The sequence below is a fragment of the Elusimicrobiota bacterium genome, from assembly GCA_026388095.1.
GTDB lineage: Bacteria > Elusimicrobiota > Elusimicrobia > UBA1565 > UBA9628 > UBA9628.
The window spans coordinates 67,023-93,307 of record JAPLKL010000051.1 but is presented as its reverse complement, the minus strand read 5'-3'; the positions used below and the strand labels follow the sequence as shown (position 1 = coordinate 93,307).

Sequence of the window (26,285 nt, the reverse complement as noted above, 5' to 3'; positions counted from 1 at the left end):
CTAGAAATAGCTGCGCAATCGCGGCACCAATCGGATCGCGCGGGCAACGGTCGTATTGCGCACGATGCGACGGGCTAGGCTCATGAGCCTTGGATGGGCACGCAGCCATGCGCCGGCGACCCGCGGTAGGATGCGGTGCATCGGCCGGATCCCCTTGTAGACATGATAATCGAACCAGACAAAGGCCCGGCGGACCTCGCGCGGGGGGAATTCCGGCAACTGCAGACACGGGGCGCAGCGCTCTACGTCGCCACGCAGGCCCGCGGGCGGCAGGAGTCCGCGCTCAGCGCAAAGCTCATGCAGGCGAGTCCCCGGATAAGGGTAGAAGATCGACGTGCTGTGGTTGTCGGGGCGGCAAGCGCGGTTGACCGCCACTGTCTCCTGGAAGTCGGCTGGTGTCTCCCCAGGCAATCCGACCATGTTGAACAGGGATATCCGCAGGCCGGCATCGCGCGCTTGCGCGACGGTTCTTAGCACGTCTTGGTTCGAGTAGATGCGGTGCAGGATCTGGCGGCGGACACGCTCGCTGCCGGATTCCAGGCCGATGTTCACCTGAGTGAAGTTGGCTTTCCTCATGGCGGCGAAGAGTCCCACGAAATCGCAGCCGGGGGATATCCGGAGATTCGCCGAGAACGCCAAGGGGGCGGGCCGTTTCGCGTTGGAATCCGCCAATGCTGCGCAGAGCGCCAGCGCCCAGTCCTTGCGCAGTCCTATGGTCTCGACTTCCAGATAGAATTCCCGCATTGCCGGATACTGAGCAGTCAGCGCATCGAGCTCGCGCAGGATATTCTCTGGTGAGCGGAATCGAACGTAGGGGCCGGGCGCCAGGCGTTTCAAGGCGTGATTGCTGCAGTACGTGCATTCGAAAGGACAACCGCGGCCGAGGAGGATGGACCACCGCGGCGAGGTCGGGACATGAATCCATTGGGTCCAGATGCTTCGATCCGGGAATGGCAGGCTATCCAGATCGTCCAGAAATGGCCGAGGTGCAGATTCGAGGATGCCGCCATTGTGCTTGATCCAGAGGTTCGGAATGGGCGCTAGCGGGGACTTTGCTGCCAGGGTTTTCGTCAATTCGAGGAGGGGGAGTTCGCCCTCGCCGACGCAGAGAGCGTCGAAGGGCCCTTTGATAGCCTCTTCCGGCGCGAGTGTGGCGTGAACTCCGCCTATGATCTGAAACAGCGTCGGGCGCCGGGCATGGACTTCAGCAGCGACCGATGAGAGGAAGGGAAACTGGGTACTGACGGCAGAGTATCCAATTATGTCCGGGCCAAAGGCTGCAATCTTGCGCTCAAGAATGTTCCGGCTCTTTCTGGGAGCTGAGGGGGAGAGTACGGCCAGGTCGGTGGCGCAACCGTGCTGCCTGAGGAGCGCGCTGATGTAAGAGATCCCGAGTGGCACGTATTCAAAGAACTCGATCGGATGCTGTGATGAATATATCTGGTCTTGTGAGTAGACAAAGAGAAGTCGTGACATGGCGCTTAACTCTTGATGGCTCCCAAGGCTCACATCCTATGGAAAGGCCTTATCAATCGTTCTCCAAGCGTTGTAGTTGTTTCAGGCCCCACTGCTCCCAGGCCGGACGGTGCTTCTCAAAGTAGCGCGACCTTGAATCCTGGATGATGCGCCTGAGTCGCGGATCCGGCTTGGCGCGCACGGCATGGGGATGGTGATGATAGGCGACAGCCCCTGGGAGAAAATAGGCGGGATAGCCATTTTGCCCGGCCCGGATGCATAAGTCCACGTCCTCATAATAAAGGAAAAAGCCGCTGTCGAAGCCTCCCAATTCCTCGAAAACAGATCGCCGGACGGCCATGAAGGCGCCTGTGACCCAATCCACCGGGCTGGCGCTATCAGGCTGGCGGAGGTGGTATTTCCTCTTTGCCGGCGGCAATAGACGGCGCCAAAGCATTCTGAGCAGGCGTGGGAAAGGGCCGCAGGAGGGCTGGAGCCTGCCGTCTGAAAACAGGAGCTTGCCTCCGACCGGTCCCAGTCGCTCCGCCGTCTTCCCCGAGCAGAAGGCATGCAGTTCCTTCAGAGAATCCGGCAAAAGCTCGGCGTCCGGATTCAGGAAGACCAGGAGGTCGCCACGGCTTTTCGCCGCGCCTTGGTTGATCGCGGCTCCCCAGCCCACGTTGTCCTTGTTCAAAACCCAAAGCGCCTGCGGGTGTTCTTGCGTCAGCGCGGCCATGTCCTGCGAGGCGTTGTCGACCACGATGGTCTCCACGGAAAGCCCCGCCCCGGCCTTTTGGACGGAACGCAGGCATGACCTCAAATAGGCATGCGCGTTGTGGTGGACGATGATGATGGAGAGCCGCATCGCTAATGATTCATCTTCACCACGTCTAGCTGCAGGGCCTGAGCTAGAGGGATCGCCTCGATACGATCAGCCATCGGAAACCGGTGTGCCCCAGGATAGACCGCCCAGAGACGCTGGAGGTTCAGATCCTTCAAGGAGATGCGCATCGATTTCGTGAGGCTCGGCGCCTCGCTCACTTTGAATTCAAACCCCCAGCGTTTACCGTCGCGGATGAGCAGCAGGTCCAATTCCGCTCCGGCGTGGGTCCCCCAGAAATAGGCATGCCGGTCAGGGACTCGCCGGACCAGCTGCTCCAGGGCAAAGCCTTCCCAGGATGCCCCGAATTTCGGGTGAGCGTAAAGACTTTCCTTGGTTTCGAGGCTCATGAGTGAATGGAAGAGCCCCGAATCCCGGATATACACCTTGGGCGCTTTGACCAGTCGCTTGCCCAGGTTCTCGTGCCAAGGCGGCAACTGCCTGACCATGAAGGCGCCGGTCAGGATTTCGAGGTAATGCTGCGTGGTGGTATGGGCCGTCCCCAACGAGGATGCAATCTCGGAAGCGTTCCAGGTCTGTCCGTGGTAGTGGGCGAGCATCCCCCAGAAGCGCCTGAGCGTAGCAGCCGGCACGCGGATGCCCCACTGCGGGATATCGCGCTCCAGGAAAGTCTGCAGGAAGTCCTCCCGCCAAGCGAAGCTCTTGGCGAGGCTTGCGGCCAGGTAGGAGGGCGGGAAGCCCCCCCGCAGCCAGAGCCGGTCGATATGGGGCGCTTCGGCCAAGTCGAATCCCCCCATGTCGACGAAGTGGACCCGCCCGGCCAGGGACTCCGAAGAATGCCGGAGAAGATCGGGCGAAGCGCTCCCGAGGATAAGGAAGGACGCCCGCCGCGGCCGGCGGTCAGCCAAGACCCGCAAGGTCTCCAAGAGGCCAGGCTGCTTCTGGACCTCGTCCAAGATGATCAGGCCTCTGAGGTCTCCCAAGACACGGATCGGGTCCTGCAAGCGGGCTAGGTCCTGACGGTTCTCGAGGTCGAAGAACGCCCCCTTGATCTGACGGTTCAATTCGCGAGCCAGCGTGGTCTTGCCGCACTGGCGGGGCCCCAGAATGGCCGTGACCGGATGATCCTTCACGCTGCGGTGAAGATCCTGTAGAAGAGCGCTTCGTCTGATGTGCATGACTCTACCTTGTATATTGAGCGATTAGTAATCAAATATCAATATAGCATAAAATCGCCTTTCAAACTGTCCCATGCGGAGTCCCGCGAAAAACCGGCTTGGAGAACCGCGGGGTTATGCGGGGGTGCCCACCGCGGCGGGCCGGGTCCGGGCTTTGGCCGCGAAGGCATAGCCCGCGGCGAACAGGACCACCTGCGCCAAGGTCGAGGCCAAGGCCGAGCCGTTGATGCCCCAGGCCGGGATCAGCACCAAAGTCAGCAGGATGTTCGCGCCGCAGGCGATCAAGGCGGCGCGCGCGCCGTCCGCGGAGCGGCCGGAAGCCACCAGGATATTGAGCAGCATGCAGTTCGGGAACGCCGCCGTCAGCCCGAAGGCCAGAAGGCACAATGCCGGGCGGGCGCCGGCGTAAGATGCGCCGTAGAGGATGCGGATCATCGGCCCGCTTGACAGCGTGATGGCCGCCCCCGCCAGCAGGCCGATGCCGAGGAACGTCTTGAGCAGGCGGGCCTTGGCGGATGCGAAGCCGGCGGGGTCGTTCTTGTGCAGGTCGGAGAGCACCGGGTAGCTGGCCGCGGTGACCAGCATGGGCAGCACCTCCAAAGCCGCGATGACCTTCTCCGAGGCGCTGAACCAGCCGATCTGCGCCGCCGCCACGCCGAAGAAGCCGAGCATCAGCGTGTTCCATTTGGTCAGCGCCGCCAGGCCAGCCCCCATCAAGATCAGCGGCAGAGCCTCGGCATACAATATGGCAAGTCCCTCGGTGTGGAAAACCAGCGGGAGGATCCGCCATTTGCTTTGGCACCAGACGGCGCCGCAGACCGCGGCCGCAAGGTAGCCGCCCAGCATGGCGGCGCCGATCCAGGTGATGGAGAGGTCTCGGGACATGAACCAGATGCCGAGGCCGAGCAAGAGCGTGTGCGCGGCCAGCTTCAGGACGGCTTCATATTGGATCTGCTCGAAGCCGCTGAATATTGCGCCGAAGAATTCCAGGAGATTGCGCATGGCGAACGACGCCGCCAAGAGCGCGACCAAGGAGATGGATATCCCCGGATAGGGGCACAGTCTGCAGACGAGGACCGGCAGGATGACCCAGAGGGGAAGGATGATGAGCTTGCAGGTGAAAAAGGTCTGCAGATACGCCCCGGGATCCGACTTGTGGGCCGCGATCTGCCGGGTGGTCAGGAGATTGAGGCCGAGATCGGCCAGGAGGGAGAAGAAGATGGCGGCGGCATAGAGCAAGGAGAACACGCCGAATGCGGCCGGCCCGTAGTGGCGCGCGACCAGGAGCAGGAACACCGCCAGAAGGCCGCGGCTTCCGTCGCCCACAATCTTCCAGAAGGAATTGCGCCGCAGGCGGCGGGTCACGCTCGCTTCGCCCTTCAGGACCATGAGCCTTCCCTTTGACGGTGGCGCGCCTCAGCCCAGACCCAGACGAAGAAGACGAGCATCCAGACGATCTCGACCTGCAGGGCCTCTTCGGTCATGTTCATGACCAGAAAAGCCGTGGCCGTGCCCAGGGCCCAAAGGTTCCAGGGGCTCGCCTCCTGGCGCGTTCGCTGCCAGGCGCGCAGCCAGAGCGCCCCCAGCAGCCAGACGAGCGCGCAGAGCCCGAGAACGCCTCTCTCCGCGAAGGTGTGCAGATAGAGGTTGTGGGCCGTGCCCCAGCTGTTCGTCCCATCCGAGAACTTGGCGCTGAGATAATGCGGCAGCATGGCGCGGAAGTTCCCGATCCCGACTCCGGTCCAGAAGTGGTCCTTGCCCATGGACCAGGCCACGCGCCAGAGCAGCAGGCGCTCCAATTGGCCGCCGGCCTGGATAGTCCCCTGGTGCTGAGCCAGCAGCACGTCCGTCATCAGGGCGCGGCCGTAGCGAGCACGTTCCATGAACGGCATGGCCAGCGCCACGACAAGGAGGGCCAGGCCCAGGGGCAGGCGCAGGCGGCGGATGAAGAATGAGATCACCGCCAGGCCCGCCAGGAGCCCGAGCAGAGCGGCGCGGGTCTCGCTTAAGACCAGGGCCGCCGCGGTCACGACCAGCACCAGGCGGGCCAGCCAGCGCTGCCAGGACGTCTTCAGGATGCCTTCAGGCAGGGCCAGAAAGGAGACCGCGCCGAGCGTGGCCACGGCCATCTGCTCGCCGAAGGTCACCGGGTGGACCAAAGCGTGGGCCCGGTACCAGTACTGGTGCGTCGCGAGATAGCCTATCCCCTGGCGGATCCCGACGCCGCCGGCCACGGCGAAGCCCGCCGCCATGCAGGCCAGGCCCTGCGGCGCCAATTCCGTGGCCAGCGCGATGGAGAACAAAGTGTAGATGAAGACTTTATGGACGTCCTTGTTGATGGACCGGAAGCTGTGCGCCGGGTCCACCCCCAGGGCGCAGGCGAGGATGGCGGCTCCCAGGAAGACCCAGAGGGGTATCTCGATGGCGCTGCGGTGCGCTCCCAGGGCCACGGTCCCGCCGAGAGCGGCGAAGGCGACGAGGCTCGCCAAGAGGACGCCCCAGGCCACGTTGGCGCCCGCGATGGTCCAGGTGACCAGAAAGCAGAAACAGCAGAGGCAGAACCGCATCGCCCAGCGGGCCAGGACCAGCGGCTCAGGTCTGGGCATGGTGTCGGGCTTCCGCGCGCGCCCAGATGAGGAGGAAGAGGGTCGTGACCTGCTCGATCTGGAACGCGGTCTCGGTGAAGTTCATGACGAAGAACGCGGCCGTGGCGGCCAAGGCCCACAGGTTCCAGGCATCGGGCAAAGCGCGGGCCCGCTTCCAAGCCCCGGCCAGAAAAGCGGTCCACAAGGCGGCCAAGGCCGCCAGCCCCAGGAGCCCCCGTTCCGCCGACTGATGCAGGAAGAGATTGTGCGCGGAGCCCCAGACGCTCTGACCTTCGAACATCCCCTGGTGGTATTCGGCGAACACGGTGGCGTAATTGGCGGGGCCCACCCCCAGCCAAGGATGGTCTTTGAAGATGCGCCAAGCCACGTCCCACAAGATGAAGCGATGGAGCTGAGGGTTCCCGCCGACCGCGGTCCCGTGATGCGCCACAGAAGCCATGAGAGACCTGCCGGTGGGAAGAAGCTCCATCAGGATGGCTCCCAGCACCGCGGCCGCGACGCCCCACTTGAGCCAGCGCCGGAAGGACGGCTCGGCCGCGCATAAGGCGGCGAAGCCGGCCGCCACGCCCAGCAAAGCGCCGCGGGTCTGGTTCAGGATCAAAGCCGCCGCTCCCAGGGCCAGGAAAGCGAGAGCCGGCCGGCGCTGCGTCTGCGTGCTCCCGGTCGCGCCCACCGCCGAGAGCGCTCCCAACAGCCCCAGCGCCAGGATCTCCCCATACGTCACGGGATGCACGAAGGCGTGAGCTCGGATCCCGGCGCTGAGCGTGCCGTAGGCCTGGAGCGCCCGGTGGGCGTCCAGGCAGAACTGCGCGATCCCGAAGCCGGCTATGAAAGTGAAGCCCAAAGCCAGCGCGCCCGGCAAGCGGCGCGCGGGGGCCGCGCGCAAGGCGACCAGGAGGCCGAGAAAGACGCCGAACTTGTGAAGATCCTTGTGAAGATCGTGCAGGCTGTTCTTCGACAAGACTCCCGTCAAGGACGTCACCACGGCCACGGCGCAGTAGATGCAGAGACACCAGAAAGCCGGGACGCAGGCGCGGCGCCATTCCAGAGGAGTTCTGCTCGCGATGCCCGCCAATAGGAGCAGTCCGATGAGGAACAGGGCCATGTTGGTCCCCGCGATGGAGATCGGCAGGATGAAGGCCAGGACCGTCAGAGCCGCGGTCAGCCCTTGTCCGATCACTGAATTTCGCTGTCTGGCGCCAGCAGATGCCGCAGATAGCTGGAGTAGGGGCTCTTGCCCATCCTTTCCGCCTCGGCCTTGACCTCATCCAGCCCGATCCAGCCGGCCATCAAGGCGATCTCTTCAAGGCAGGCCACCATGAGCCCTTGGCGGTCCTGGACCGTCTGGACGAAGCTCGCCGCGTCCATGAGGCTCTGGTGCGTCCCGGTATCGAGCCAGGCGATGCCCCGGCCCATCTTCAGGACCTGCAGTTCCCCGCGCTTTAGGAAGGCGGTGTTGAGATCGGTGATCTCCAACTCGTTGCGGGGGCTGGGCTTGAGCTTGGCCGCCTCGGCGCAAACCTCGGGCCCGTAGAAATACAGGCCGGGGACCGCGTAGTGGCTCTTGGGCCGTTTGGGCTTTTCGGCCAGCGAGATGGCTTTGCCGTGGGCGTCGAACTCCACGACGCCATAGCGTTCCGGGTCTTTCACCTGATACGCGAAGATGAGGCCGCCGTGGCTGGTCTGCGCCGCCTTCTGCAGCATCTCGGTCATGCCATGGCCGTAAAGGATGTTGTCGCCCAGGATCAGGCCGGCCGGCTCTCCGGCCAGGAAGTCCTTGCCGATGAGGAAGGCCTGGGCCAGGCCCTCGGGGCGAGGCTGCTCGGCGTAGGCGAAGCGCATCCCGAGGCGCGTCCCGTCTCCCAGGAGCTCGCGGAAGAAGGGCAGATCGTGAGGCGTGCTGATGATCAGCGCCTCGCGGATGCCGGCCAGCATCAGGACGCTGAGCGGATAGTAGATCATGGGCTTGTCGTAGACCGGCATCATCTGCTTGCTCACGACCTTGGTGCATGGGTAGAGCCGAGTGCCCGCTCCGCCGGCCAGTATGATCCCCTTCATGCTCTGTCTCCCGCTGGGAAAGGTATCGCCATAGAGGCGCAGGGCCAGGCCCTAGAGCCCGCGCGCGCGCAGGTCGTGGATCTGGATCATGCCCACGCTGCGGCCGCGGCCGTCCACCACGGGCAGGACGTTGAAGGGCCGCTTGCGCAGTTCCATGATCTCGACCGCGCGCGAGGCCATGGCCTCGGGGCGGATGCTGGTAGGCTTCGGGTTCATGATCTGCGCGATCGAGAGCCCCTGGATGTTGCGTCCGAGCTCCAGCACCCGCCGGATGTCGCGGTCCGTGATCAGACCCTTGAGCCGGCCCTTGCGGTCCACGACCGAGACCGCCCCGGCGTGCTGGCGGGTGAGCTCGACGAGCATGCGGCTGACGCTGGCGTCTTCCCCGATGGTGGGGTTGCTCCTGCCCGAGCGCATGACGTCGGCCACGGTCAAGGTCAGGCGCTTGCCCAACTGGCCGGCCGGGTGGTTGCGCGCGAACTGCTCGGCTTGGAAGTTGCGCTGCTTCATGAGCGCCACGGCCAGAGCGTCGCCCACGGCCAAGGCGGCCGTGGTGCTGCAGGTCGGGGTGAGGTTGAGGGGGCAGGCCTCCTGGGCTATGGGCGTGATCAGGACCACGGTCGCGGCGCGCGCCAAGGTCGAGCGCGGCTCGGCCGTGATGGCGATGAGCTTGGTGCCGATGGCGCGCAGGCGGGGCAGCAGGTCGTTGAGCTCGTCGGACTCGCCGGACTTGCCGATGGCCAAAACCAGGTCCTGGCGCTGGATGAGGCCGATGCCCCCGTGCTTGGCCTCGGCCGGGTCGAGGTTGATGGCCGGGGTTCCGGTGGAGGCCAGCGTCGCGGCCACTTTCTGGGCGATGAGTCCGGATTTGCCCACGCCCGTGAGGATGACCTTGCCGCGGCAGCGGGCCATGAGCTCCACGGCCTTCTGGTAGGAGCCGTCCACCGAGGCGTGCAAAGCCTTGAGGGCCTGCGCCTCCAAGGCGATGACGCGGCGGATCTCCGTGGCCACGGCGAGGGTGCGAGGTCTGCGTTTCATGGGGTCAAGGGATGCGGAAATCTATGTCGTCGAAGTCCACCAGGCTCATGTAGCGGCGGCCGTTGACGGGTCTCGGAGCCGGCTCCAAGGTCGCGGTAAGGACCAAGTCCGCCCGCGCAGGGACCTCGTCGAAGGCGGGCACGAAAGTGAAGGTCGCGTCGGCCAGGGACAGGTCCGCCGCCGTCTCTCGGACGAGCTCCAATATCTCGTCGCGGGCCACGAGGACGAAATCCCTGCGGCCGGCGCGGTGTTCCCGGGTGAGGACCGTGTTGATGTTATCCTGGATCTGGCGGAAGATGCGCAAGGTGTAGCGGGTGTAGTGGTAGGCCTTGCGCATCTTCTCCACCGCGCCCTTGAGGGTCAGCAGGTACTGGGTGCGCTTCCAGTCGAGCTGGGTGACCTTGATGATGCCCTTGCGCGCCAGCCTGCGGATGAGGAGGTTCGTCGTTCCCAAGGAGAGCCCCAGGTTCTGGGAGAGGTCGCGCTGGGTGCTGTTGGGCTTGCGGGATAATTCCTGGATGAGGAGGAATTCTTTTTCCGCCAGGGTGTCGTCGTGGGTGGGCATTTGGGAACTATGTTCGAATATTGAACATTGTACCATAATCAGAAGCCGATGGCCTCGGGCGCGACGGCGTCCCAATCCTCGGTGAGCGGGTACCGCTGGGCCTGCCCGCTCAGGGACACGACCTGGCCTTTGACCAGGGTCAGCTTGCGGTCCATGAGGAACCAGTCCGAGAATATCCCCGTCACCAACTGAAGGCTTGCGGCTCCTCGGCCCGGATGGCCCCGAAGTGTCGGGCCCAGCCGCGGAATTTGTTCCAGTATTTATGAGCTTTGGATTTGGACATGACCGAACCTCGTTTCGAGTCGCGCGACTTGGTCCGCGACGGAGTCCCCATAGCCCCAGCCGATGTCCCTGGCCAGCTCCTTGACGCGCAGGGCACGATTCCGGAACCGGGCATAGAGCGCGGGGCCGGACTGGAGCAGCAGGCGCGCCAGTTCATCGAGGGCGGAGTCCAGACTGTTGTAGTAGGCTTCGTTGATGTCGCCGAACTCCTTCGTGAACTCAGTCCCATTCTCCACATAGGTGAGGAGAAGATCGATTGTGCCTTCAGGGTTGCCCGTGGCTTTGCGATAGTCGCGGATGGCTTTGCGGGCGTCGGCGAGCTTGAGCTTGCCAAAGCCGTGCTGGGGAAAAAACTGTTCCACTATCGTGCGGCGGTATTGCTCCAGCGCCGGGCCGGCGGCCGTTTCACCCCGGAAGCGAGCTTGCAGGAAATCGCGGTTTGCTGCCGAGACCTCATAGAGGTCCTTCACTAGAGCCAGCAGCTCTCTCGTGGTCCGATTGATCAACTGCCGGCGGATGGCCGACCAGCCTTTCGAGCCTTTAGTAGTCATGGGTCTCGAGTCCTGACGCAGACAGAATATCAAATGGCGCCGCTTGCGGGATGGCGTCCTTTGGGCTCGTGAGAAGGCGCTTTGGTATAATGCCGGAAGAAATGACTGACTCCGCGTCCGGACCAGAGTCTCTTTTGGTCAAGGGCATTCCTATCCGCGAGATCCTCCGTCAATTTAAGACGGGCGGTGGGTATGGGGTCATTCAGCGCCGCTTCCCGCACCTGGCCTGGGTGGATATTGACGAGGCGGTCCATGCTGAACTCTATGGCTTGGTGAAGACTCGCTTGGCTCAGGGTAGGACGCAGGCGGAGATCGCCAAGGAACTGCGCTGCAGCTCGTCGAATATTTGGAACATCAGTCGGAAGATGGAGAGGAACAAGTTCCTTCGGAGAGAATGGGGAGGACTTTCATCACGAGCGGTGAAAGCTCTCGTCAGGCTCCGGTATAAGAGCCTCAGGGACGTCCTGGTCAGTCCGCCGACCGAAGAGCGGGTTCTTGGATCGAAAGGGGTCGGTTGGTATTTGTACCAGGAGATAAAGAACGCGGTTCCGCTTGTGCCCAGTCCTTCCGTTTCGGGTCCCGGCGCCGCTGCTGCTGCCGCTGCGCCTGGCCGTTCGGTAGGCGGGCCCACGCCTTCGCCGAGGGAGGCGCCGGCCTTCATTACCAAGCCCGAGCATTTCGATGGGGCGTTGGCCGATCCCGCGGCCCCAAGGCGCACGAAGGAGATGGCCCGCTTTTTCCACGCGATCATCGCCTCGGCCGCTGACATGCCGATCGATGACGAGTTGCCTTCCATGGTGCCTTGCATGGCCGGGCCTTCAAGGAGATGGTGCCTCGGGATCATCAACGTCCTCAGGAAGCCTTCGGAGGTCCATTGGTGCTGTCCCGACTGCGGTAAGTCGGGTGTTGTGGTCCTGCGGAATCCCGAGATGCTGCACTGAGGGGGGCGGCGAATGACGCGGAAGGGTATCCCGGCATGAGCGCCGGGAGAAACGATCCTTGTCCCTGCGGTAGCGGCAGGAAATATAAGAAATGCTGCCTGCCTAAAGAAGAGGCACAGGCACCTGTCACGGCGGTTGCCTGGTCCAAGGCTGAGAAGAAGCACCTCATCAAGTCCTCCGACGAGTACCCCGTCGATGCCTGCCTTATCAATCCCAACTGGAGGGACTCGGGCCTCGCAACGATCGCGGTCACCCGGCGCCAGCCAAACGGCAACCTCATCCTGGGGCTCTACTTGGTGGATGTTTTCTGTTCGGGACTAAAGAACACCTTCTGCAACGCGGATTTGCCGGTCGCAAGATTCGAGGGGGACTTCCTGGCCAAAAGTTTTCCGGAGCAGGCGCCTAAACCAATCGGGATCAATCACGCCAAGGAGATCATCTTCGGGGCGATCGAATATGCCGGGAGGCTGGGATTCGACCCCCATCCCGATTTTAATTTGTCCCGCCACGTCCTGGGGACGGAGGAACTGACCCACCAACAGGACATCATTTTCGGCGGGCCGGATGGGAAGCCCCGATACATCTCTGGACCGGACGACGATGCTCGCGGGGTCATCCAGAAGCTCATGAGCCGCTTGGGCCGCGATGGGTTCGATTTTGTGGCCCGCCCCTGAGGCTTGCGCGAATCGAGAACTCGCGGCTAAGTATTCCGCAGCAGGACAGCGAGACTTCGGGCAATAAAACAGGTTGCAGAATCTAACGAACTTCGTTATAATTTGCAACAGACATGGAACGGACTTCTCCGATTCTGGCCGGCGGGTTTATTGAAGAACTTCTTGGGCAGGGCCGCTACACCTTCGCTCGCGAAGAAGCCGACAGAAGATTGGGCACATCGCCGGCGGCTGTTTACATGTCCCTGCATCGCCTGGTCAAGGCAGGGTGCCTCGTCATGCCCAGATCCGGATTCTATGTGATCGTGGACCCGCAGCATCGCTCTGCCGGCATCTTGCCGCCGGAGTGGTTCATCCACGAACTCATGAAAGACATGGCTCGGCCATACTATGTGGGGCTTCTCTCCGCAGCGCAGTTGCACGGAGCTGCCCATCACCGGCCCCAGGAATTTCAAGTCATGATTCCTGAGCGCGCCCTCCGCCCCGTTCGGGCGGGCAACGTCTTGATCCGCTTCCACGGCAAGGGTCCCTTCGATCGTTCGCAGACACAAGAGGTCAAGACCCCGACCGGCATCCTGATGGCATCCACTCCAGAGACCACGGCCTGGGACCTCGTCCGCTACTGCAAGGCCTCTGGAGGACTGGATAACGTGGTCACGATCATCTCGGAATTAGCCGAGAAACTGGACCCCGGCAAGCTCGGAGATACGGTGAAGCGGTATGGAGACGACATTGTGGCCCAGCGGCTAGGATACCTCCTGGATATGCTCCGGCGGCATGATCTGTCCAAAGGGTTCCTCAACATGGTCAAAGATGCTCCGCCGCGTCCCCTTGATCCGACAGCTCCAATTGCTGGGGCAACTGAAAGCCGGAAGTGGCATGTCCTGATCAACGCCCGGCCGGAGCCGGAAGCATGATTCCCCAGGCCGCAATCACTCATTGGCGCAATGTCGCCCCCTGGCCGCAGGATGCGCAAGTCGAGCAGGACTTGATCCTGTGCCGAGCGCTCATCGAGATATTCCAAGACCCAGTTCTGGCCCCGGCGCTCCTCCTGCGCGGAGGGACAGCGCTGCACAAGCTGTTCGTCACGTCGCCTCAACGATACTCCGAAGACATCGACCTCGTGCAGGTTTCCGCCGGTCCCATCGGCCCGGTGCTCAACGCCATCCGTTCCCGGCTCGATCCCATCCTGGGGGTGCCCCGCCGGGAAAGCGGCCCGGATAATGTGACGTTGCGCTATCGCATGGAATCCGAGATAGCGCCCGTGGTCCCGCTTCGGCTTAAGATCGAGATCAATACCCGGGAGCACTTCACTGTGTTCGGAGCTATCGGCCATCCATTCGCCATCCAATCGCCATGGTTTGAAGGACGGGCGGAGGTGCGAACCTGCACTCTTGATGAGCTCTTGGCCACCAAGCTGCGCGCGCTTTATCAGCGTCGCAAGGGGCGGGATCTGTTCGACTTGTGGCGGGGTCTGGGCATGAAGGGAAGCGATCCGAGGCGGATTGTGGAGACCTTCCGCAAGTACATGGCAGCCGAAGGCAGCAAGGTGAGCCGCAGTGAGTTCGAGAAAAACCTGACGGCCAAAGTCGCCTTGCGCCAATTCAATGACGACTTGAGCCCGTTACTGGCTGCGGCTGTGCGCTATGATGCTGGAGCGGCGGCGCGGCTTGTCATGGAAAGGCTCATCGCCAACCTGTAGCGTGGACACCCAGATGGGCACCTATCCATTTTTGGGAGGTCGAGCAATGCCCCGGTTTTTCTTTGTGAAATCAGCGTAGTTGCCCCGAGCTCAGTCGGTCAGAGCACCCCGCTTACAATACGATGACTTTTGTTATCTATTTCGCTCCCAAGCCCCTCGGACCGCCTCTTGGAAGCGCCGGAATTCCTTGGCATGGGTATGCTCTTTGGCCAGGGCGATGCGCTCCTCCCGCAGGGCCGCGGTCTCGGTCCTGGGAAGGTCCCGGGCGACGCGCACCCAGTCGGCCGGGGAATCGGCGATGTGGACGAGCCGCTTCAGGGGCGCCAGGGATGGCAAAGGGGTGGCCAGCACGGGGCGGCCCATGGCCATGATCTCGTAGATCTTGGCCGGGATGACGCCCAGATGGAACTGGGTGAGCTTGTGGGGGAGCAGGAAAACGTCGAACTCCTCCAGCCGCTTGACCAGTCCTTCCAGGGGCGCGGGGGGCAAGCGCCGGATGGATGGGGGCCAGTCGGGCGGCTGTCCTTTGCAGAAGCCGCTGACCGTCACCTCGAAGCCCGCTTCTGCCAGGGCGATCAAGAAGGCCGGATCCAGGTCCGGGACCCAGGTCCCGTAGTAGCAGAAGCGGCGGAAATCCGGACGCGGCGGCTTCGCCTCGAGGAAATCCTCGCTGACGCCCTGGTGGATCTGGACCACCCGGGGGTGCTCGGCCTGCTTCTGGCGCAAGAGGAAGTCCGAGTCGCAGACCACCAGGCCCGCCAGGCGCAGCAACTCGGCCTCCTGGCGCGGGAAATCGGCGGGAACCCGGGGGTGGGCGCGGAAGTTGGAGGCGCAGTCATAGACCACCACGGACGCATCCAGCCGCCGCAGCAGTTCCAAGGTGGTCTCCGTGGCGAAATAGGCGATGACCACCGGCCGCGGCCGCAGGCCGAGCCGGCACAACTGGGCCAGCAGGCGCGGTATGAAGACCGCGGCGTTGGCCCGGCGGAAGGCCCCCGAGGTGGGCGGCAGGACGAGGGGGGAGACGATGCTCACCCCGGCCGGGCGGGGGTTGCTGGCGCCGCCGGCCGGCCCGGCCAGGCGGCTCCAAAGGCGGCCCAGGTCCCGCGGGCCTGGGTTGCGGAAGCCCGTGTTCTCGACGAAGAAGACTTCATGGCCGGCCGCGGCGAACTGCGCCGCGAACATCTGATGGCGCTGCCAGGCCGCTCCCCATTCGATGGAGCTCAGGATGACGATCTGGGGCGCCGCGTCCTCCGGGTTCAAGGGATCAGATAGCGCACCACATGGAAGGCCTCGGCGTAGCGGACTCCCAGCTTGATGCCCGTGGTGCGGTCCTCCTTGGTGATGAACTCCAGCCAGCGGCCGCCGGTGCGGCGATGCTCCGAGGCGTGCGCGCGCAAAGCGCGCGACTTGGCCGCCATCGTCGCCGAGATGTCCACGTAGTGGCGGGGCTCGAAGGTCTCCTCGGTGTCGTAGTAGTTGATGCGGTACATGAGCAGCCGCGGGCAGTGGCGCCCGGCCGTGATGGCGGCGCGCGCTAAAGCGCGGTGGTCCTGGTGGGCGTCGCCCGTCCAGGGCAGATAAAGGGTGTCGATGCGCTTCTCCTCGATGATCCGGCGCACCGCGCAGATGAGGGCGTCGTCATAGCGCAGCCCGAAGGTCGGGAAATCCCCGGTGATGAGGCGCGCGCCGATGGCCCGGGCCGCCCGGGTCCCCTCCCGCAGGGCGGTCCGCGCGGAGCGGATGGGACGCTGGTCGAGGTCGGCGTAGTCGGAACGGGTGGCCACGTAGAGGTAGGTCCGGTCGCCGGCGCGCACATGCCGGGCGAGCGTCCCCCCACAGCCGATCTCGGCGTCGTCGAAATGGGCGGAAACGGCCAGGACGTTAAAAGACATCGGAGTCTCCTTTGGCTATGTGCCAATCGCGGCCGAGTCCGGGGAACGCCGCAGCGCCGCCGGACGAGGTCCGACGGCCGGCGAAATGCGTGATGGGGCCGCAGGGCCCCAGCCCCAGCTCCTGGTAGCGGGTGAACCACGGCGTGCCGCGCAAGGCCCAAGCCGAGACCGTGAGCACGGCGTGCTTCCGGAAATGACCGAGTGCGGCTCCCCAGAGCCCGCAGAGGGCCGGCTCGGCGCCGGCCGCGACCCAGAAATCGAGGATGTCGCCCACGGGGCCCGGCGCTCCGGCGAAGACCTTGGCGGCGAGCCAGCCGCGCAGCCGGCCGGTCTCGTCCCGCGCCGTCCAGAACCCGTAGCCGGCTCGGGGCTTGGCCAGATAGCGCCAGGCCAGCCGGGCCTGGCCGCGCCGGACGGCCCAGGCCTCGCGCGGCCGCACCTCCTCCCAGAACGCGTCGAATTCCGGGGCCGGCTCCAAGCCCGTAGCCACTTGCCAGCCCGAGGCCGGCGGGCCGGGCTGGGCCAGGCCGGACAGGGGCGCTTCCAGGGCCGCGACGTCCTCCACCGCATGCCAATCGAGCATGCGCTTGAGCAGAGGGAAGCTGCGGTCGTTGGGGAAGGCGAAGAGCAGCTCGCGGCCCGCGGCGGCGCAGTGGGCCCGGTTGGCCTCGGCCATCTCCAGGAACACGTCGAGGTTGCGGTGGGCGGGATGGACCATGAGGTCGACCCATAAAGCGGCCGCGAGCGTCCGCTCCCCGCGCTCCAGCCGGACGGGCAAAGCGGCGAGGTGGCCCACCACGCGGCCGTCGTCGACCGCCACATCGATGAGCGCGCCGCCCTCCGGGCCGCCGCGGTAGCGCCAGTCCCAGAGGTCCGCGGGGAGCTCCCGCTCATGGCAGAGCGCGAAGAGCTCCCGCATGCCGGGACCATCCTCGGGAAGGCCGGGGCGGATGCTCGTCATGTCCGCGCCGCCAGGCGGCACCGATGCCAGTCCAAAGTGTCCCGCAGGCTTTGCGCGGGCGGGATGAGCGGCTTCCAGCCCGTGGCGCGCCGAAGTCTGCGGGAGTCGCCGTAGAATTCCCGCACGTCGGACGGGCGCAGGCGCGCGCGATCCACCGACACGCCGACCGGACAGGCGGACATCGCGGTCAGCCGCGACAGAAGCTCGCGCATGGTCCGGGATCGTCCGGAGCAGACATTGAACACCCCGCCAGGCACCTGAGGTGAGGACAGCGCTTCCAGGGCGGCGGCGGCATCGCGCACGTCGATATAGTCCCGGCGCGTGCCGAGGTCGCCGACCATGACCCGGGCCGGTCCGCCGGCCGCCTCGGCCGAGGCGATCTGCCTGGCGAAGCTGCCCAGAGCCAGGTGCTCGGGCATCCCCGGCCCCATCACGTTGAACATCCTGGCCACGGCGACCACGAGGCCGTGATGGCGGAAGGAGAGCGCGGCCAAAGTCTGGGAGAGCTTCGTGGCGCCGTAGACCGAGACCGGCCGGGGGGGCGCGGACTCGGTCACCGGCAGACGGCGCGCCGCGCCGTACTCGGCGGAGGACCCGGCGACCACGACCCGGGGCCGTTGCGCCCGGGGCAGCCGCAGCAGCGCGTCGAGCAGGTTGACGGTGGTGGTCACGTGGGCGTCCCAGAGGTCCTGCCAGGGCCCGGGCCGGGTCATCCCCGCCATGTGGAAGACGAGCCGCGGCCGGCAGTCCCGGACCAGTCCCCGGGCCGCGTCGCGGTCGAGCAGGTCGCAGGTCCGGGAGCGGGGCGCCGGCAGGATGTCGGTCAGGAACAGGCGCAGGCCTGCGCGGCGGCGCAGGCGTTCGACCAGGGCCCGGCCCAGGAAGCCGGCGCTGCCCGTGACCAGGACCCGCATCAGCGCCCCTGGGCCGCCAGCTTTCCGGCGATGAGCTGCTTGAATCCGCCGACGTTCTTGAGGGCCCGTATCTCCGCGGTCTGGAAGCGCACGCCGAAGGCCTCCTCGGCGCCTACCACCAGGTTGATCTGGGCCAGGGAATCCCAGTCCGGTATGTCCCGGGCGGCGGTGTCGTCGCGCAGGATGAGGTCCTCGCGGTCGAAGACCCGGCGGAAGACGGCCTGGACCTCAAGGTGCAGGGCTTGCGGATCCATGCTGGATCGTCACCTCCCGCGGCTTGGCCTCGCTGACCTGCAGCCGCCACCGGCCGTCCTGCGTCTTGCGGAAACCGAGGCCGGGCAGAAGGTCCCGGACCGGGTCGTTCTTGGGCGTGGGCGCGTAGTCGGCGAGGATGGCCTCGGCTCCGCGCTCCCGGGCCTCTGCAAGGAGGAGATTGAACACGAGATCCTCCACGCCGCGGCCGAAGACCCGGCAGCTCATCAACCAGGTATCCAGGTCCAGGGCGGCGCCGCGGCGCCGCGCGATGGCCGCGGAGATGAGGCCGTAATCGCCGAACCGGTCGCTCAAGCGGACCGCCAAGGTCCAGCAGGAGGGGTCCTGCATGAAGGCGCGCACCTGCGCCTCGGTGTAGCGTCTGGTGGTGAGGTTGAACTGGTTGGTCTTGTTGATGAGCTGGGCGATGCGCTCCAGGTCGGCGGGCGCGAAGGGCCCGGTCCGGGCGACCATTTGCAGGTCGCGCAGGAACGCGGGCATGTCCGGGGCCTGCTCTCGGACCTGGGCGCGCCGGGCTTCAGCCTGGAAATGCCCGGTGCGCAGGGAATCCTCGGCCGAGACCGCGGCCGGCTCGAAGAGGCGCAGGGCGTCCAGGCGGCGGACCCAGTCGGAGGGGTCCTCGGGCAGGTCCACCACGGCGACCTCCGGCAGGCAGCGCTTGACCAGCTCCCGCTCCGCGGGATTGTCGTCCGCGAAAGCCAGGGCGTCGAGCCCGACGTTGAGGGCGCGGGCCACGGCGCGCAGGCCCGCGACCTTGTCGCCCCAACTGGCTTCGAAGGCGGCGAAGTCCTCCAGGCGCAGGGCCATCTCCGGCCTGGACTGGAAGGGCTCCCGGGCCCGGCCGGGGTCGTTCTTGGAGCAGACGGCCAGCAGCACCCCGCGCTCGCGCAGGGCCTTGAGGTAGCGCTGGAACTCGATGAAGGCCTCGCCTCGGGGCGTCTCGCCCAGCTCGAGGCCGGCGGCGCCGTCGTCGCCCACGATGCCGCCCCAGAGGGTGTTGTCGAGGTCCACGGCCAGGGCCTTGCGCGACCTGCCCGCGACGGCCTTGAGCAGGGCCGCCGCCTCGGCGGCGTAGCGGGGCAGGGCGTCTAGCGCGACGGCTTGCCGGGAATGCAGCCAGAAGCGCGGGTCGTGCCAGCGCTCCTTGCCTACGCAAGCGGAAAGGTGTTCCTGGTCCAGCAGCAGGACACCCTGACCGGCGCGCTGAGCCAGGAGCGCGTTGAGGCGGCGCAGCCGGCCGATGCCCGCGTCGCCCCGCGCACCCTCCAGGTTCCCCCAGGGCCGCTCCACCGGCAGGTCGAAGTTGTTCATGATGACCGAGCAGGCGGCGCGCTGGCGCAGGGCGTCCCAAAGCGAGGCCCAGCGCGCCGCCTCGTCTTCCGCCGCGCCGGGCCGGACATCCCGGTAGTTGACGTAGAGCAGGGCGGCCTGCGGCTGGAACCGGTAGAGCCCTGAGCCCGGGTCGAGGATCTCCTGCTGATAAGCCCCGAACGGCGCGTCGTAGATGTCCAGGCGCAGTCCTTCCCAGAAGGCATGCAGGCGCAGCAGCGGCAGGAGCTGCGTCGTGGTGCTCGACCCCAGGACGGCCAGGCGCAAGGAGCCGAGGCCGGCGGAGACTTCCGGGTGGCTCGCGATGCCCGGGAGGAGCTTGGCGGCGTTGAGCTGCGAGAGGTAGTCCGTCAGCCCGGCGCGGGCCTGGCGCAGGGCGGCGGCCGCCTCCGGCAGCCGGCCCTGGGCGGCCAGGGCCTTGGCCTCGGTCCAGGAGCTCACGCCGCCTCCGGGGTCCGGTCGGCCAGGAGCTGGGCCACCTGCTCGGCGACCTCGGCGGGGGAGCTCAACCGCCCCGCGGGCGTCCCTTCCCGGGCGGCAGCGACGATCGGGCGGGGGAAGTCCTTGATGAACTCCGTGTCCGTCATGGGGGGGAAGACGCAGTCCACCCGGATGCCTTTGCCCGAGAGCTCGCCGGAGAGAGCCTGCGCGAAGCCCCAAAGGGCGTACTTGGCGCTGACATAATGGGGCATGAAGGCCGGCGGCGCGCCCTGGGCGACGCTTGAGACCACGAAGACGATGCGGCCGCCGCCGTTGCGGAGCATCAGGGGTATGGCGCGCCGGCAGCAGAGGTGGGCGGCCCCGGCCTGGCTGCGCCATTGCGCCTCGAAATCACCGGGAGCTATCTCGGCCGCGCGCGCGTAGCGGAAAGGGACGCCCGCGTTCGAGATCAGGACGTCCAGCCGCCCGGCGCGCTGGCTCAGCGCCGAGAACAGGCCGTCCACGGACTCCGGCGAGGTCACGTCGGCGGGAAGCAGAAGGGCCTGGGCGCCGCGGGCCTCGACCTCTCGCGCCACCTTTTCCGCGGCGTCCCGGCGGGAGCGGAAATTGATCGCGATCATGCGTCCCGGCGCGGCCAGCCTGACCGCCAGCGCCGCTCCGATGCCGCGGCTGGCTCCCGTGATGAGGATGACTTGGCTGGGTTTCATGGCAGCATGCCGGCTTGCATGCGTCCGGCCAGGACCAAGCTGCCGTCCTGGTCCCTCGCCGATATCTCTAGGACCACGGTGCGCACCGCGTCCACCTTCTGAGTCACCACGGCCTCCATAGCGAGACGGGTCCCGGCCGGGACCGGCCTCTTGAAATCGCAGCGGAAGGACTGCAGCAGGCAGTCGCGCCCGGGCAGCAAAGTGCCGGCGATGGTGGAGAAGAAGGCGCCGACCAGAAGCCCGTGCGCGAGCCGCGCCGGGAACCCTCGGCCCTGCGCGAAGGAGTCGTCGGTGTGCAGGGGATTGACGTCGCCGCTCAAGCGCGCGAAGGCGTCGATGAGCTCGGAGGTCAGCTGGACCTCCAGCCGCGCGCGCTGGCCGAGGGAGATGTCCTCGTAGCGCAGGACCGCGACACGCCGGTCGGGAGGAAGCATGGCTCAGGCGCGCAGATAAGCGCGGCGCCGGGCCGGGGAGGCGAAGAGGTCCTGGGCCGTCTGATAGTCCTGGGGCCGGCCGATGTCGAGCCACTGAGCCTGGCTGCGGAAGCCCATCACCGTCTCGCCCGCCGCGCGCAGGCGCGCGATGAACTCCGGGATGCCCAGGGCTTCGCCTCTTTTTATGCGTCCTATGGCGCGGCGCGAGAAGATGTTGACGCCCATGCTGACCAGATAGCGGTGCGCGGGCTTCTCGACGTAGGCCTGCAAGCGGTCTTGGTCGTCGAGCTGGATGGTGCCGAAATCGACCACGGTCTGGCGCTCGCAGACCGCGATGGTGGCCGCGCAGCGGCTGCGCCGGTGGGACTCGTAGAGCCGGCGGAAGTCCAAAGTGGTGAGTATGTCGCCGTTGATGGTCATGAAGTCCTGGCGCAGGCCGCGGATGAGGCGCAGGGCACCGGCCGTGGACAGCGGCTTGTCCTCGCGCACGTAGCGGATGCGCAGGCCCCAGCGCCGGCCGTCGCCGCAGAAGGCCTCGATGAGCTCGGCCAGGTGGCCGGTCGAGATGACGACCTCGCGGAAGCCCTGCCGGCGCAGCTGGCGCAGGACGATCTCGATGATGGGATAGTCGCCCACCGGGACCAGGGGCTTGGGCAAGGAGGTGGTGAAAGGCCGCAGCCGCGTGCCCTTGCCGCCGGCGAGGATGACCGCTTGCATCAGAGGTTGTAGATGCCGGCCTTGTAGTCGGCTCGGTTCCTGGCCAGGTAATCGATGGTCCGGGCCAGCCCCTCTTCCAGCGACCAGCGCGGCTTCCAGCCCAGCAGGCGCCGGGCCTTGCGGTTGTCGCAGACCAGGCGCATGACCTCGCTGCGCTCCGGGCGCACCCGCGCCGCCGATCTGGCGATGCGGGCCTTGCGCCCCATCAGCCGCATGATGGTCTGGGCCGTCTGGGCCACGCTCACGCCTCGGCCTGAGCCGATGTTGATGACCTCGCCCACGGACCTCGGCGAAGCGGCCGCGGCCAGGAATCCCGAGACCGTGTCCGCCACGTAGTTGAAATCCCGGACCGGGGTGACCGAGCCCAGCTCCAGGGCCTGCCGTCCTTCCAGGAGCTGGGTGATGATGGTGGGGATGACGGCGCGGGCCGACTGCCGGGGGCCGAAGGTGTTGAAAGGCCGGATGACGGCCACGGGCAGGCCGAAGGAGCGGAAATAGCTCTCGGCCAGGTGGTCGGCGCCGATCTTGGTCGCGGAGTAGGGGGATTGCCCCTGCAGGGGATGGCCTTCGTCGATGGGGACGTAGCGCGCGGTGCCGTAGACCTCAGAGGTGGAGGTGTGCACCAGCTTGCGCACCTTGTGCCGGCGGCAGGCTTCGAGGACATTCAAGGTCCCGGTCACATTGACCGCCACGTAGCTGCCCGCGGCGGTGTAGGAATAGGGGATGGCGATGAGCGCGGCCAGGTGGAAGACGAGCTCGCGGCCTTCGGTCAGGCGGGACACGCATTGGGGGTCGCTGATGTCGCCGGGGACGATCTCGATGCGGCGCAGGACCTCGACGTCGAGCTTCTCGAGGAGGCCCCAGTGGCCGCGGGAGTTGTAGTGCACCAGAGCCCTGACTTTGGCGCCCTGGCGGACGAGCTCCTCGGTCAGGTGGCTGCCGATGAAGCCTCCGGCGCCGGTCACGAGGATGCGTCTGTTCTTCCAGTTCATGGGTTCGATCCGGCCGGCATGTTCAACATCTGAACATTATGTCAATTTAGGTCTCCACCCGTCAAAGCCGCGGCGCGGCGGTGCAGAGCCCTATTCCAGCGGCGCAGGAGATCCGCGGCTCCGGGGCCGAGGCAAGCCAGGCCGTAGAGGGCGGCCGCTTGCGCGCGGGCCTTCCAGCCCGCGGGCCGGCCGCGCAAGGCGTCGGCGGCCTCCGGGCTCAGCCAGAGCCCGGCCCGCTTGATCGCCAGGACCTTGGGGCCGAACTCTTGGCTCAGGCGCGGCTGGCGCTCCAGGCACTCGCAAAGAGCCTGCCAGGTCTCCGCGCGCTCGCGGTCGAAATCCCACCCGGCGCTGGCGGGATGGACGCGGATGCGCACGAGGGGCTCCGGGGCGAAATCGAATTCCGAGATTTCGGCCAGGCGCAGGAAGAGCTCGTATTCCTCGGCGATGCGGAATCCCGGGCGGAAGAAGCCGCCGGCCTTGGCGATGGCGCTCTTGCGCAGGACCGCGGCGGCGCAGGGGATGAAGTTGTATAGGAAGAGCTCGGGCAGCACGCGGCCGCGGCGCAGGGGGTTGCGCCGCGAATAGAGCGAGAGCGGACGGCCCGCGGCGTCCATCAGAAGAGCGTCCGAGCCGGCGAAGCCCACCTCCGGCCGGCTGAAGAGGGGCAGCTGCCGCTCCAGCTTCCGGGGCTCCCAGACGTCGTCTTGGTCCAGGATGGCTATGAACTCACCCGAGGAGAGCTCCAAGGCCTTGTTGCGCGCGGCGCCCAGGCCCGCGTTGTCCTGGGGATGGTAGACGATGGGGCGGCCCTGCGCGATATGCCGCCGGATCATGGCGTCCGTGCCGTCGCGGGAGCCGTCGTTGACCACGACGAGCTCGTAATCCGCGTAGGTCTGGGCGAAGACCGAGGCCAAGGTCTCCTCCAGGAACGGCTCGGAGTTATAACAGCAGAGGTTGATCGAGACCTTGGGCATCGCCGTCTAGGCGGCCGCCCGGCTCTTGCAGAACTCGGTCACGGCCGCGACGACGGTCTCGACGTCCTGGTCGCTCAGCGCGCAGTGCAGGGGGATGGTCACGATCTCCTGCCAGAGCTTCTCGGCGCGCGGCAGGGGCCCGCGCGCGTATTTCTTGAAGAACGGCTGGATATGGTTGGCGATGTAGTGCAGGCCCGTGCCCACGCCGCGCGCCTTGAGGAATTCCATGAAGGCGTCCCGCCGCCCTACCGGCACGCGCACGATGTAGATGTGCGGGGCGACCGCGGCGTAATCTACCGCCAGCGGCTTGACCTCGCCCAGGCCCGCGAAGGCCGCGTCGTAGCGGCGGGCGATCTGGCGCCGGCGCGCGATGAAGCCGGGGAGCTTCTTGAGCTGCTCCAGGCCGACGGCGGCGCAGAAGTTGGGCATGTGGTAGCGGTAGCCCGGCGAGACCACCTCGTAGAAGTAGGTGCGGGTGTTCTTGTAGCGGTGCCAGGTGTCCTTGTCGATGCCGAGGATGCGCAGACGGCGGATATCCTCGGCCACCTTGTCGTCCGAGAGGACGACGGCCCCCCCCTCGCCGGTGGTGATGTTCTTGATGGGGTCGAAGGAGAAGCAGGCGGCGGCGCTGTGGGTGCCGACCTTGCGGCCCTGGTAGTCGGAGCCGAAGGCATGCGCGGCATCCTCGATGACGACGAAACCGTGCTTGCCGGCCAGGGCGTTGAGCCGCTCCAGGTTGCAGGGATTGCCGCAGTAATGCACCGGCATGACCGCCTTGGTCTTCTTGGTGAGGCGCTTCTCCACGTCGTCCAAGTCGAGCAGGAGGTCCTCCTCGTGGGACTCCGCGAAGACCGGGGTGGCGCCCAGGGCCAGGACCGCCTGCACGCAGGCCGCGAACGTGATCGAGGGCAGGATGACCTCGTCGCCGGGGCCGACGCCCCAGCCCGCCAGCGCGATGTGCAGGGCCGAGGTCCCGGTGTTGACCGCGATGACGTGCTTGGCGCCGAGGTAGCCCTTGAGGGCTTCCTCGAAGTCGAATACGGTGGAGCCCAGGCCGAGCCAGCCCGTGGCGAAGACCTTCTCCATGGCCCGGATCTCCTCCGGGCCGGTGACTGGTTTTGAGATGGGGATCATGGTGTCGGCCGGCTGCGCAGGGCCGGAACATACTATAGCAAACCGCGGCAGCCGACCGTGCGCGCTAGGGTTTCGGCGCCGGAGAGTCGAGCCCCAGGTATCGGGTCGCGCATTCATCACGCAGCTGTTCCCAGATGCGGTCCCCTTCGGGAGTCAGCTTTTCGGCCTGAGCGATGTCCGGCCACCGGCTCTTGGGCATCTTCACGTAGAGCACGAAACAGCGGCGCAGGCCTTCTATCTCATGCGGCCGGAACTGGGGCATGTCGAGGATGGTCGCCTTGGTCAGGGAGCGGGCTATGGCGCCGGGGGCGATGTAGCCGAGCTTCTCGGCCAGCTCGCGCAATGGCGTGCCGTGGAACGGGCTGAAGGAGTAGGCATTGTGGCTGTCCGCCTGCACCTGGCGGTTGAGCTCGATGGTGTCGAAGGCCAACTCCCGCGTCTCGGTAGGAAAACCGATGATGTTGTTGACGCTGAACGGGAGGCCGCAGCGGTTGAGGATGCGGAGGTTCTCGATGATCGCGGCGTTGCGCGCGCTGCGGCGCAGGACCTTCCTTCGGAACTCTTCGTTGCCGTGCTCGATCCCCGTGCCCACGCGGAAGAGGCCCACTCCCATCAGCTTGCGGATGCGGTCCTCGCGGATGGTCTCCGGGAAAGCCTGGCACCAGAAGGGAAGGCGGATGTCCTGGTACATCTCGATGAACTCGCCGAACTGCTTGTCGGTGTAGGCCAAGAAGGTGTCGGCCCAGAAATAGAAGGCTTCCGCCTTGTAGTCCCGGACATAATGCTGGAGCTCCGCGCGCAAGGCGGCGGTGGATTTGGCGCGGAAATAGCGTTTGCCTGTATGCTCCCTGTACATGCGGTCTTGGGACGGCGAATTGCAGTAGCCGCAGGTGTAGGGACAGCCTCGGTGAGTCTCGACCGGGAGCATGCGCCAGACCTTGCCCTGCATGGGCCGGTAGAGGCGAGACTCGTCGAAATCGCTGAAGTCCACCAGGGGATTGCGGTCGATGTCCACGGGGGGGGCCAGCGGGTTCTTGATAGTGCCCCCGTCCGCCTTCTTGAGCCAAAGGTTCTCCAGGTCGTCGTAGGAGCGGCCTGCCGCCAGGCGCGCGCAGAGCTCCGGCAGGAGTCCTTCCCCTTCCCCGATGCAGACCATGTCCACCGTGTCGTGGGCCAGGCACAGCTCCGGAGCGAAGGTCGGGAAGACGCCGCCCATGATGGTCGGCACCCGCAGGTCCTTGACCGCCTCCAGCAGCCGGATCCCGACAGGGAAGATATCCTCCGACACCGAGACGGCGATGAGGCCGGGCTTGAAATCCTCCACCGCGCTCCGGAAGTCCGCGCACACGTCGCCGGTGCGCAGCTCGGAACGCAGCAGAGAATCGTCGAAAGGGCGGGCGTTGAGATTCTTCGCCTTGGCCTGGTCGCTGTCGAAGTCGTCCGCCCCGGTCATGACCCAGTTGGTGGAGTCGAAAAGCGCCACCTGGTGCCCGCGCTCGCGCAGGAGGGCGATGAGCAGTCCCACGGCGGGAGGCAGCATGTTCATGCCGTGCAGGTTGGGATACAGGAAAAGGACTTTCATCGGATGGGGCTCCCGGCATCATTATAGCAAAGCTTTCTCAT

28 protein-coding genes are annotated in these 26,285 nt (G+C 66.1%); 4 read left to right on the top strand and 24 right to left on the bottom strand.

Annotated features, from left to right (window positions below; translation table 11 throughout):
* The 11 genes from NTY77_13795 to NTY77_13745 form a co-directional block, all read right to left on the bottom strand.
* On the bottom strand, positions 1 to 1,476 hold the full coding sequence (locus NTY77_13795) for a radical SAM protein (GenBank protein ID MCX5796562.1): 1,476 nt from the start codon (positions 1,474 to 1,476) through the stop codon (positions 1 to 3).
* A 52-nt stretch (positions 1,477 to 1,528) separates the two neighbouring features.
* Positions 1,529 to 2,320 (bottom strand): glycosyltransferase family 2 protein, encoded by a 792-nt coding sequence (locus NTY77_13790; protein ID MCX5796561.1) that lies wholly within the window; start codon positions 2,318 to 2,320, stop codon positions 1,529 to 1,531.
* A 2-nt stretch (positions 2,321 to 2,322) separates the two neighbouring features.
* A complete protein-coding gene (locus tag NTY77_13785) occupies positions 2,323 to 3,474 on the bottom strand; it encodes an ATP-binding protein (protein MCX5796560.1) in 1,152 nt (383 codons plus the stop codon).
* A gap of 114 nt (positions 3,475 to 3,588) precedes the next feature.
* Positions 3,589 to 4,863: an oligosaccharide flippase family protein gene (locus NTY77_13780; protein MCX5796559.1), complete on the bottom strand. Its 1,275-nt coding sequence runs from the start codon at positions 4,861 to 4,863 to the stop codon at positions 3,589 to 3,591.
* The gene (locus tag NTY77_13775; protein MCX5796558.1) at positions 4,854 to 6,080 is read right to left on the bottom strand and encodes an O-antigen ligase family protein; all 1,227 of its coding nucleotides are present in this window, start codon (positions 6,078 to 6,080) and stop codon (positions 4,854 to 4,856) included. The genes NTY77_13780 and NTY77_13775 overlap by 10 nt, the downstream gene beginning before the upstream one ends.
* Complete coding sequence (locus tag NTY77_13770) at positions 6,067 to 7,260, bottom strand: O-antigen ligase family protein (GenBank protein MCX5796557.1); 1,194 nt, start codon at positions 7,258 to 7,260, stop codon at positions 6,067 to 6,069. The genes NTY77_13775 and NTY77_13770 overlap by 14 nt, the downstream gene beginning before the upstream one ends.
* Positions 7,257 to 8,138, bottom strand: coding sequence for a glucose-1-phosphate thymidylyltransferase RfbA (gene rfbA / locus NTY77_13765; GenBank protein ID MCX5796556.1), 882 nt, complete (start codon positions 8,136 to 8,138; stop codon positions 7,257 to 7,259). Before rfbA ends, NTY77_13770 begins: the two co-directional genes overlap by 4 nt.
* A gap of 51 nt (positions 8,139 to 8,189) precedes the next feature.
* Positions 8,190 to 9,176 (bottom strand): KpsF/GutQ family sugar-phosphate isomerase, encoded by a 987-nt coding sequence (locus tag NTY77_13760; GenBank protein ID MCX5796555.1) that lies wholly within the window; start codon positions 9,174 to 9,176, stop codon positions 8,190 to 8,192.
* A gap of 4 nt (positions 9,177 to 9,180) precedes the next feature.
* Positions 9,181 to 9,741, bottom strand: a complete 561-nt coding sequence (locus tag NTY77_13755) for a winged helix-turn-helix transcriptional regulator (protein MCX5796554.1) — start codon at positions 9,739 to 9,741, stop codon at positions 9,181 to 9,183.
* Positions 9,742 to 9,779: 38 nt separating this feature from the next.
* Complete coding sequence (locus NTY77_13750) at positions 9,780 to 9,929, bottom strand: hypothetical protein (GenBank protein MCX5796553.1); 150 nt, start codon at positions 9,927 to 9,929, stop codon at positions 9,780 to 9,782.
* Between the two features lie 72 nt (positions 9,930 to 10,001).
* Complete coding sequence (locus tag NTY77_13745) at positions 10,002 to 10,574, bottom strand: hypothetical protein (protein MCX5796552.1); 573 nt, start codon at positions 10,572 to 10,574, stop codon at positions 10,002 to 10,004.
* A 101-nt stretch (positions 10,575 to 10,675) separates the two neighbouring features.
* On the opposite strand from NTY77_13745, the gene NTY77_13740 reads away from it, so the two are divergent.
* The 4 genes from NTY77_13740 (at position 10,676) to NTY77_13725 (ending at position 13,888) form a co-directional block, all read left to right on the top strand.
* Positions 10,676 to 11,515: a hypothetical protein gene (locus tag NTY77_13740; protein MCX5796551.1), complete on the top strand. Its 840-nt coding sequence runs from the start codon at positions 10,676 to 10,678 to the stop codon at positions 11,513 to 11,515.
* A gap of 35 nt (positions 11,516 to 11,550) precedes the next feature.
* Positions 11,551 to 12,189, top strand: coding sequence for an SEC-C metal-binding domain-containing protein (locus tag NTY77_13735; protein MCX5796550.1), 639 nt, complete (start codon positions 11,551 to 11,553; stop codon positions 12,187 to 12,189).
* A 113-nt stretch (positions 12,190 to 12,302) separates the two neighbouring features.
* A complete protein-coding gene (locus tag NTY77_13730; protein ID MCX5796549.1) occupies positions 12,303 to 13,103 on the top strand; it encodes a type IV toxin-antitoxin system AbiEi family antitoxin in 801 nt (266 codons plus the stop codon).
* A complete protein-coding gene (locus NTY77_13725) occupies positions 13,100 to 13,888 on the top strand; it encodes a nucleotidyl transferase AbiEii/AbiGii toxin family protein (protein ID MCX5796548.1) in 789 nt (262 codons plus the stop codon). The genes NTY77_13730 and NTY77_13725 overlap by 4 nt, the downstream gene beginning before the upstream one ends.
* 132 nt (positions 13,889 to 14,020) lie before the next feature.
* On the opposite strand, the gene NTY77_13720 is transcribed toward NTY77_13725, so the two are convergent.
* The 13 genes from NTY77_13720 to NTY77_13660 all read right to left on the bottom strand — a co-directional run bounded on the left by NTY77_13720 (position 14,021) and on the right by NTY77_13660 (position 26,244).
* A complete protein-coding gene (locus NTY77_13720; GenBank protein MCX5796547.1) occupies positions 14,021 to 15,151 on the bottom strand; it encodes a hypothetical protein in 1,131 nt (376 codons plus the stop codon).
* On the bottom strand, positions 15,148 to 15,783 hold the full coding sequence (locus NTY77_13715; protein ID MCX5796546.1) for a PIG-L family deacetylase: 636 nt from the start codon (positions 15,781 to 15,783) through the stop codon (positions 15,148 to 15,150). Before NTY77_13715 ends, NTY77_13720 begins: the two co-directional genes overlap by 4 nt.
* Positions 15,773 to 16,744 (bottom strand): GNAT family N-acetyltransferase, encoded by a 972-nt coding sequence (locus NTY77_13710; GenBank protein ID MCX5796545.1) that lies wholly within the window; start codon positions 16,742 to 16,744, stop codon positions 15,773 to 15,775. The genes NTY77_13715 and NTY77_13710 overlap by 11 nt, the downstream gene beginning before the upstream one ends.
* The gene (locus NTY77_13705) at positions 16,741 to 17,658 is read right to left on the bottom strand and encodes a GDP-mannose 4,6-dehydratase (GenBank protein MCX5796544.1); all 918 of its coding nucleotides are present in this window, start codon (positions 17,656 to 17,658) and stop codon (positions 16,741 to 16,743) included. Before NTY77_13705 ends, NTY77_13710 begins: the two co-directional genes overlap by 4 nt.
* Complete coding sequence (locus tag NTY77_13700; protein ID MCX5796543.1) at positions 17,658 to 17,912, bottom strand: acyl carrier protein; 255 nt, start codon at positions 17,910 to 17,912, stop codon at positions 17,658 to 17,660. Before NTY77_13700 ends, NTY77_13705 begins: the two co-directional genes overlap by 1 nt.
* Positions 17,887 to 19,701 (bottom strand): HAD-IIIC family phosphatase, encoded by a 1,815-nt coding sequence (locus NTY77_13695; GenBank protein ID MCX5796542.1) that lies wholly within the window; start codon positions 19,699 to 19,701, stop codon positions 17,887 to 17,889. Before NTY77_13695 ends, NTY77_13700 begins: the two co-directional genes overlap by 26 nt.
* On the bottom strand, positions 19,698 to 20,408 hold the full coding sequence (locus tag NTY77_13690; protein ID MCX5796541.1) for an SDR family NAD(P)-dependent oxidoreductase: 711 nt from the start codon (positions 20,406 to 20,408) through the stop codon (positions 19,698 to 19,700). Before NTY77_13690 ends, NTY77_13695 begins: the two co-directional genes overlap by 4 nt.
* On the bottom strand, positions 20,405 to 20,842 hold the full coding sequence (locus tag NTY77_13685; protein ID MCX5796540.1) for a MaoC family dehydratase: 438 nt from the start codon (positions 20,840 to 20,842) through the stop codon (positions 20,405 to 20,407). The genes NTY77_13690 and NTY77_13685 overlap by 4 nt, the downstream gene beginning before the upstream one ends.
* A gap of 3 nt (positions 20,843 to 20,845) precedes the next feature.
* Positions 20,846 to 21,559, bottom strand: a complete 714-nt coding sequence (locus tag NTY77_13680; GenBank protein ID MCX5796539.1) for a sugar phosphate nucleotidyltransferase — start codon at positions 21,557 to 21,559, stop codon at positions 20,846 to 20,848.
* Entirely contained in the window at positions 21,559 to 22,551 is a 993-nt protein-coding gene (locus NTY77_13675; protein ID MCX5796538.1) for an SDR family NAD(P)-dependent oxidoreductase, read from the bottom strand. The genes NTY77_13680 and NTY77_13675 overlap by 1 nt, the downstream gene beginning before the upstream one ends.
* 41 nt (positions 22,552 to 22,592) lie before the next feature.
* Positions 22,593 to 23,528: a glycosyltransferase gene (locus tag NTY77_13670; protein ID MCX5796537.1), complete on the bottom strand. Its 936-nt coding sequence runs from the start codon at positions 23,526 to 23,528 to the stop codon at positions 22,593 to 22,595.
* 6 nt (positions 23,529 to 23,534) lie between these two features.
* On the bottom strand, positions 23,535 to 24,662 hold the full coding sequence (locus NTY77_13665) for a DegT/DnrJ/EryC1/StrS family aminotransferase (protein MCX5796536.1): 1,128 nt from the start codon (positions 24,660 to 24,662) through the stop codon (positions 23,535 to 23,537).
* A gap of 64 nt (positions 24,663 to 24,726) precedes the next feature.
* Positions 24,727 to 26,244, bottom strand: a complete 1,518-nt coding sequence (locus NTY77_13660) for a radical SAM protein (GenBank protein MCX5796535.1) — start codon at positions 26,242 to 26,244, stop codon at positions 24,727 to 24,729.
* Between the last annotated feature and the right edge of the window lie 41 nt (positions 26,245 to 26,285).

Coding starts and splice junctions, on each gene's coding strand:
- NTY77_13795 (MCX5796562.1), bottom strand. CDS start 1,476: ATGTCACGACTTCTCTTTGTCTACTCACAAGACCAGATATATTCATCA.
- NTY77_13790 (MCX5796561.1), bottom strand. CDS start 2,320: ATGCGGCTCTCCATCATCATCGTCCACCACAACGCGCATGCCTATTTG.
- NTY77_13785 (MCX5796560.1), bottom strand. CDS start 3,474: ATGCACATCAGACGAAGCGCTCTTCTACAGGATCTTCACCGCAGCGTG.
- NTY77_13780 (MCX5796559.1), bottom strand. CDS start 4,863: ATGGTCCTGAAGGGCGAAGCGAGCGTGACCCGCCGCCTGCGGCGCAAT.
- NTY77_13775 (MCX5796558.1), bottom strand. CDS start 6,080: ATGCCCAGACCTGAGCCGCTGGTCCTGGCCCGCTGGGCGATGCGGTTC.
- rfbA (MCX5796556.1), bottom strand. CDS start 8,138: ATGAAGGGGATCATACTGGCCGGCGGAGCGGGCACTCGGCTCTACCCA.
- NTY77_13760 (MCX5796555.1), bottom strand. CDS start 9,176: ATGAAACGCAGACCTCGCACCCTCGCCGTGGCCACGGAGATCCGCCGC.
- NTY77_13755 (MCX5796554.1), bottom strand. CDS start 9,741: ATGCCCACCCACGACGACACCCTGGCGGAAAAAGAATTCCTCCTCATC.
- NTY77_13745 (MCX5796552.1), bottom strand. CDS start 10,574: ATGACTACTAAAGGCTCGAAAGGCTGGTCGGCCATCCGCCGGCAGTTG.
- NTY77_13740 (MCX5796551.1), top strand. CDS start 10,676: ATGACTGACTCCGCGTCCGGACCAGAGTCTCTTTTGGTCAAGGGCATT.
- NTY77_13735 (MCX5796550.1), top strand. CDS start 11,551: ATGAGCGCCGGGAGAAACGATCCTTGTCCCTGCGGTAGCGGCAGGAAA.
- NTY77_13730 (MCX5796549.1), top strand. CDS start 12,303: ATGGAACGGACTTCTCCGATTCTGGCCGGCGGGTTTATTGAAGAACTT.
- NTY77_13725 (MCX5796548.1), top strand. CDS start 13,100: ATGATTCCCCAGGCCGCAATCACTCATTGGCGCAATGTCGCCCCCTGG.
- NTY77_13715 (MCX5796546.1), bottom strand. CDS start 15,783: ATGTCTTTTAACGTCCTGGCCGTTTCCGCCCATTTCGACGACGCCGAG.
- NTY77_13710 (MCX5796545.1), bottom strand. CDS start 16,744: ATGACGAGCATCCGCCCCGGCCTTCCCGAGGATGGTCCCGGCATGCGG.
- NTY77_13705 (MCX5796544.1), bottom strand. CDS start 17,658: ATGCGGGTCCTGGTCACGGGCAGCGCCGGCTTCCTGGGCCGGGCCCTG.
- NTY77_13700 (MCX5796543.1), bottom strand. CDS start 17,912: ATGGATCCGCAAGCCCTGCACCTTGAGGTCCAGGCCGTCTTCCGCCGG.
- NTY77_13690 (MCX5796541.1), bottom strand. CDS start 20,408: ATGAAACCCAGCCAAGTCATCCTCATCACGGGAGCCAGCCGCGGCATC.
- NTY77_13685 (MCX5796540.1), bottom strand. CDS start 20,842: ATGCTTCCTCCCGACCGGCGTGTCGCGGTCCTGCGCTACGAGGACATC.
- NTY77_13680 (MCX5796539.1), bottom strand. CDS start 21,559: ATGCAAGCGGTCATCCTCGCCGGCGGCAAGGGCACGCGGCTGCGGCCT.
- NTY77_13675 (MCX5796538.1), bottom strand. CDS start 22,551: ATGAACTGGAAGAACAGACGCATCCTCGTGACCGGCGCCGGAGGCTTC.
- NTY77_13670 (MCX5796537.1), bottom strand. CDS start 23,528: ATGCCCAAGGTCTCGATCAACCTCTGCTGTTATAACTCCGAGCCGTTC.
- NTY77_13665 (MCX5796536.1), bottom strand. CDS start 24,662: ATGATCCCCATCTCAAAACCAGTCACCGGCCCGGAGGAGATCCGGGCC.
- NTY77_13660 (MCX5796535.1), bottom strand. CDS start 26,244: ATGAAAGTCCTTTTCCTGTATCCCAACCTGCACGGCATGAACATGCTG.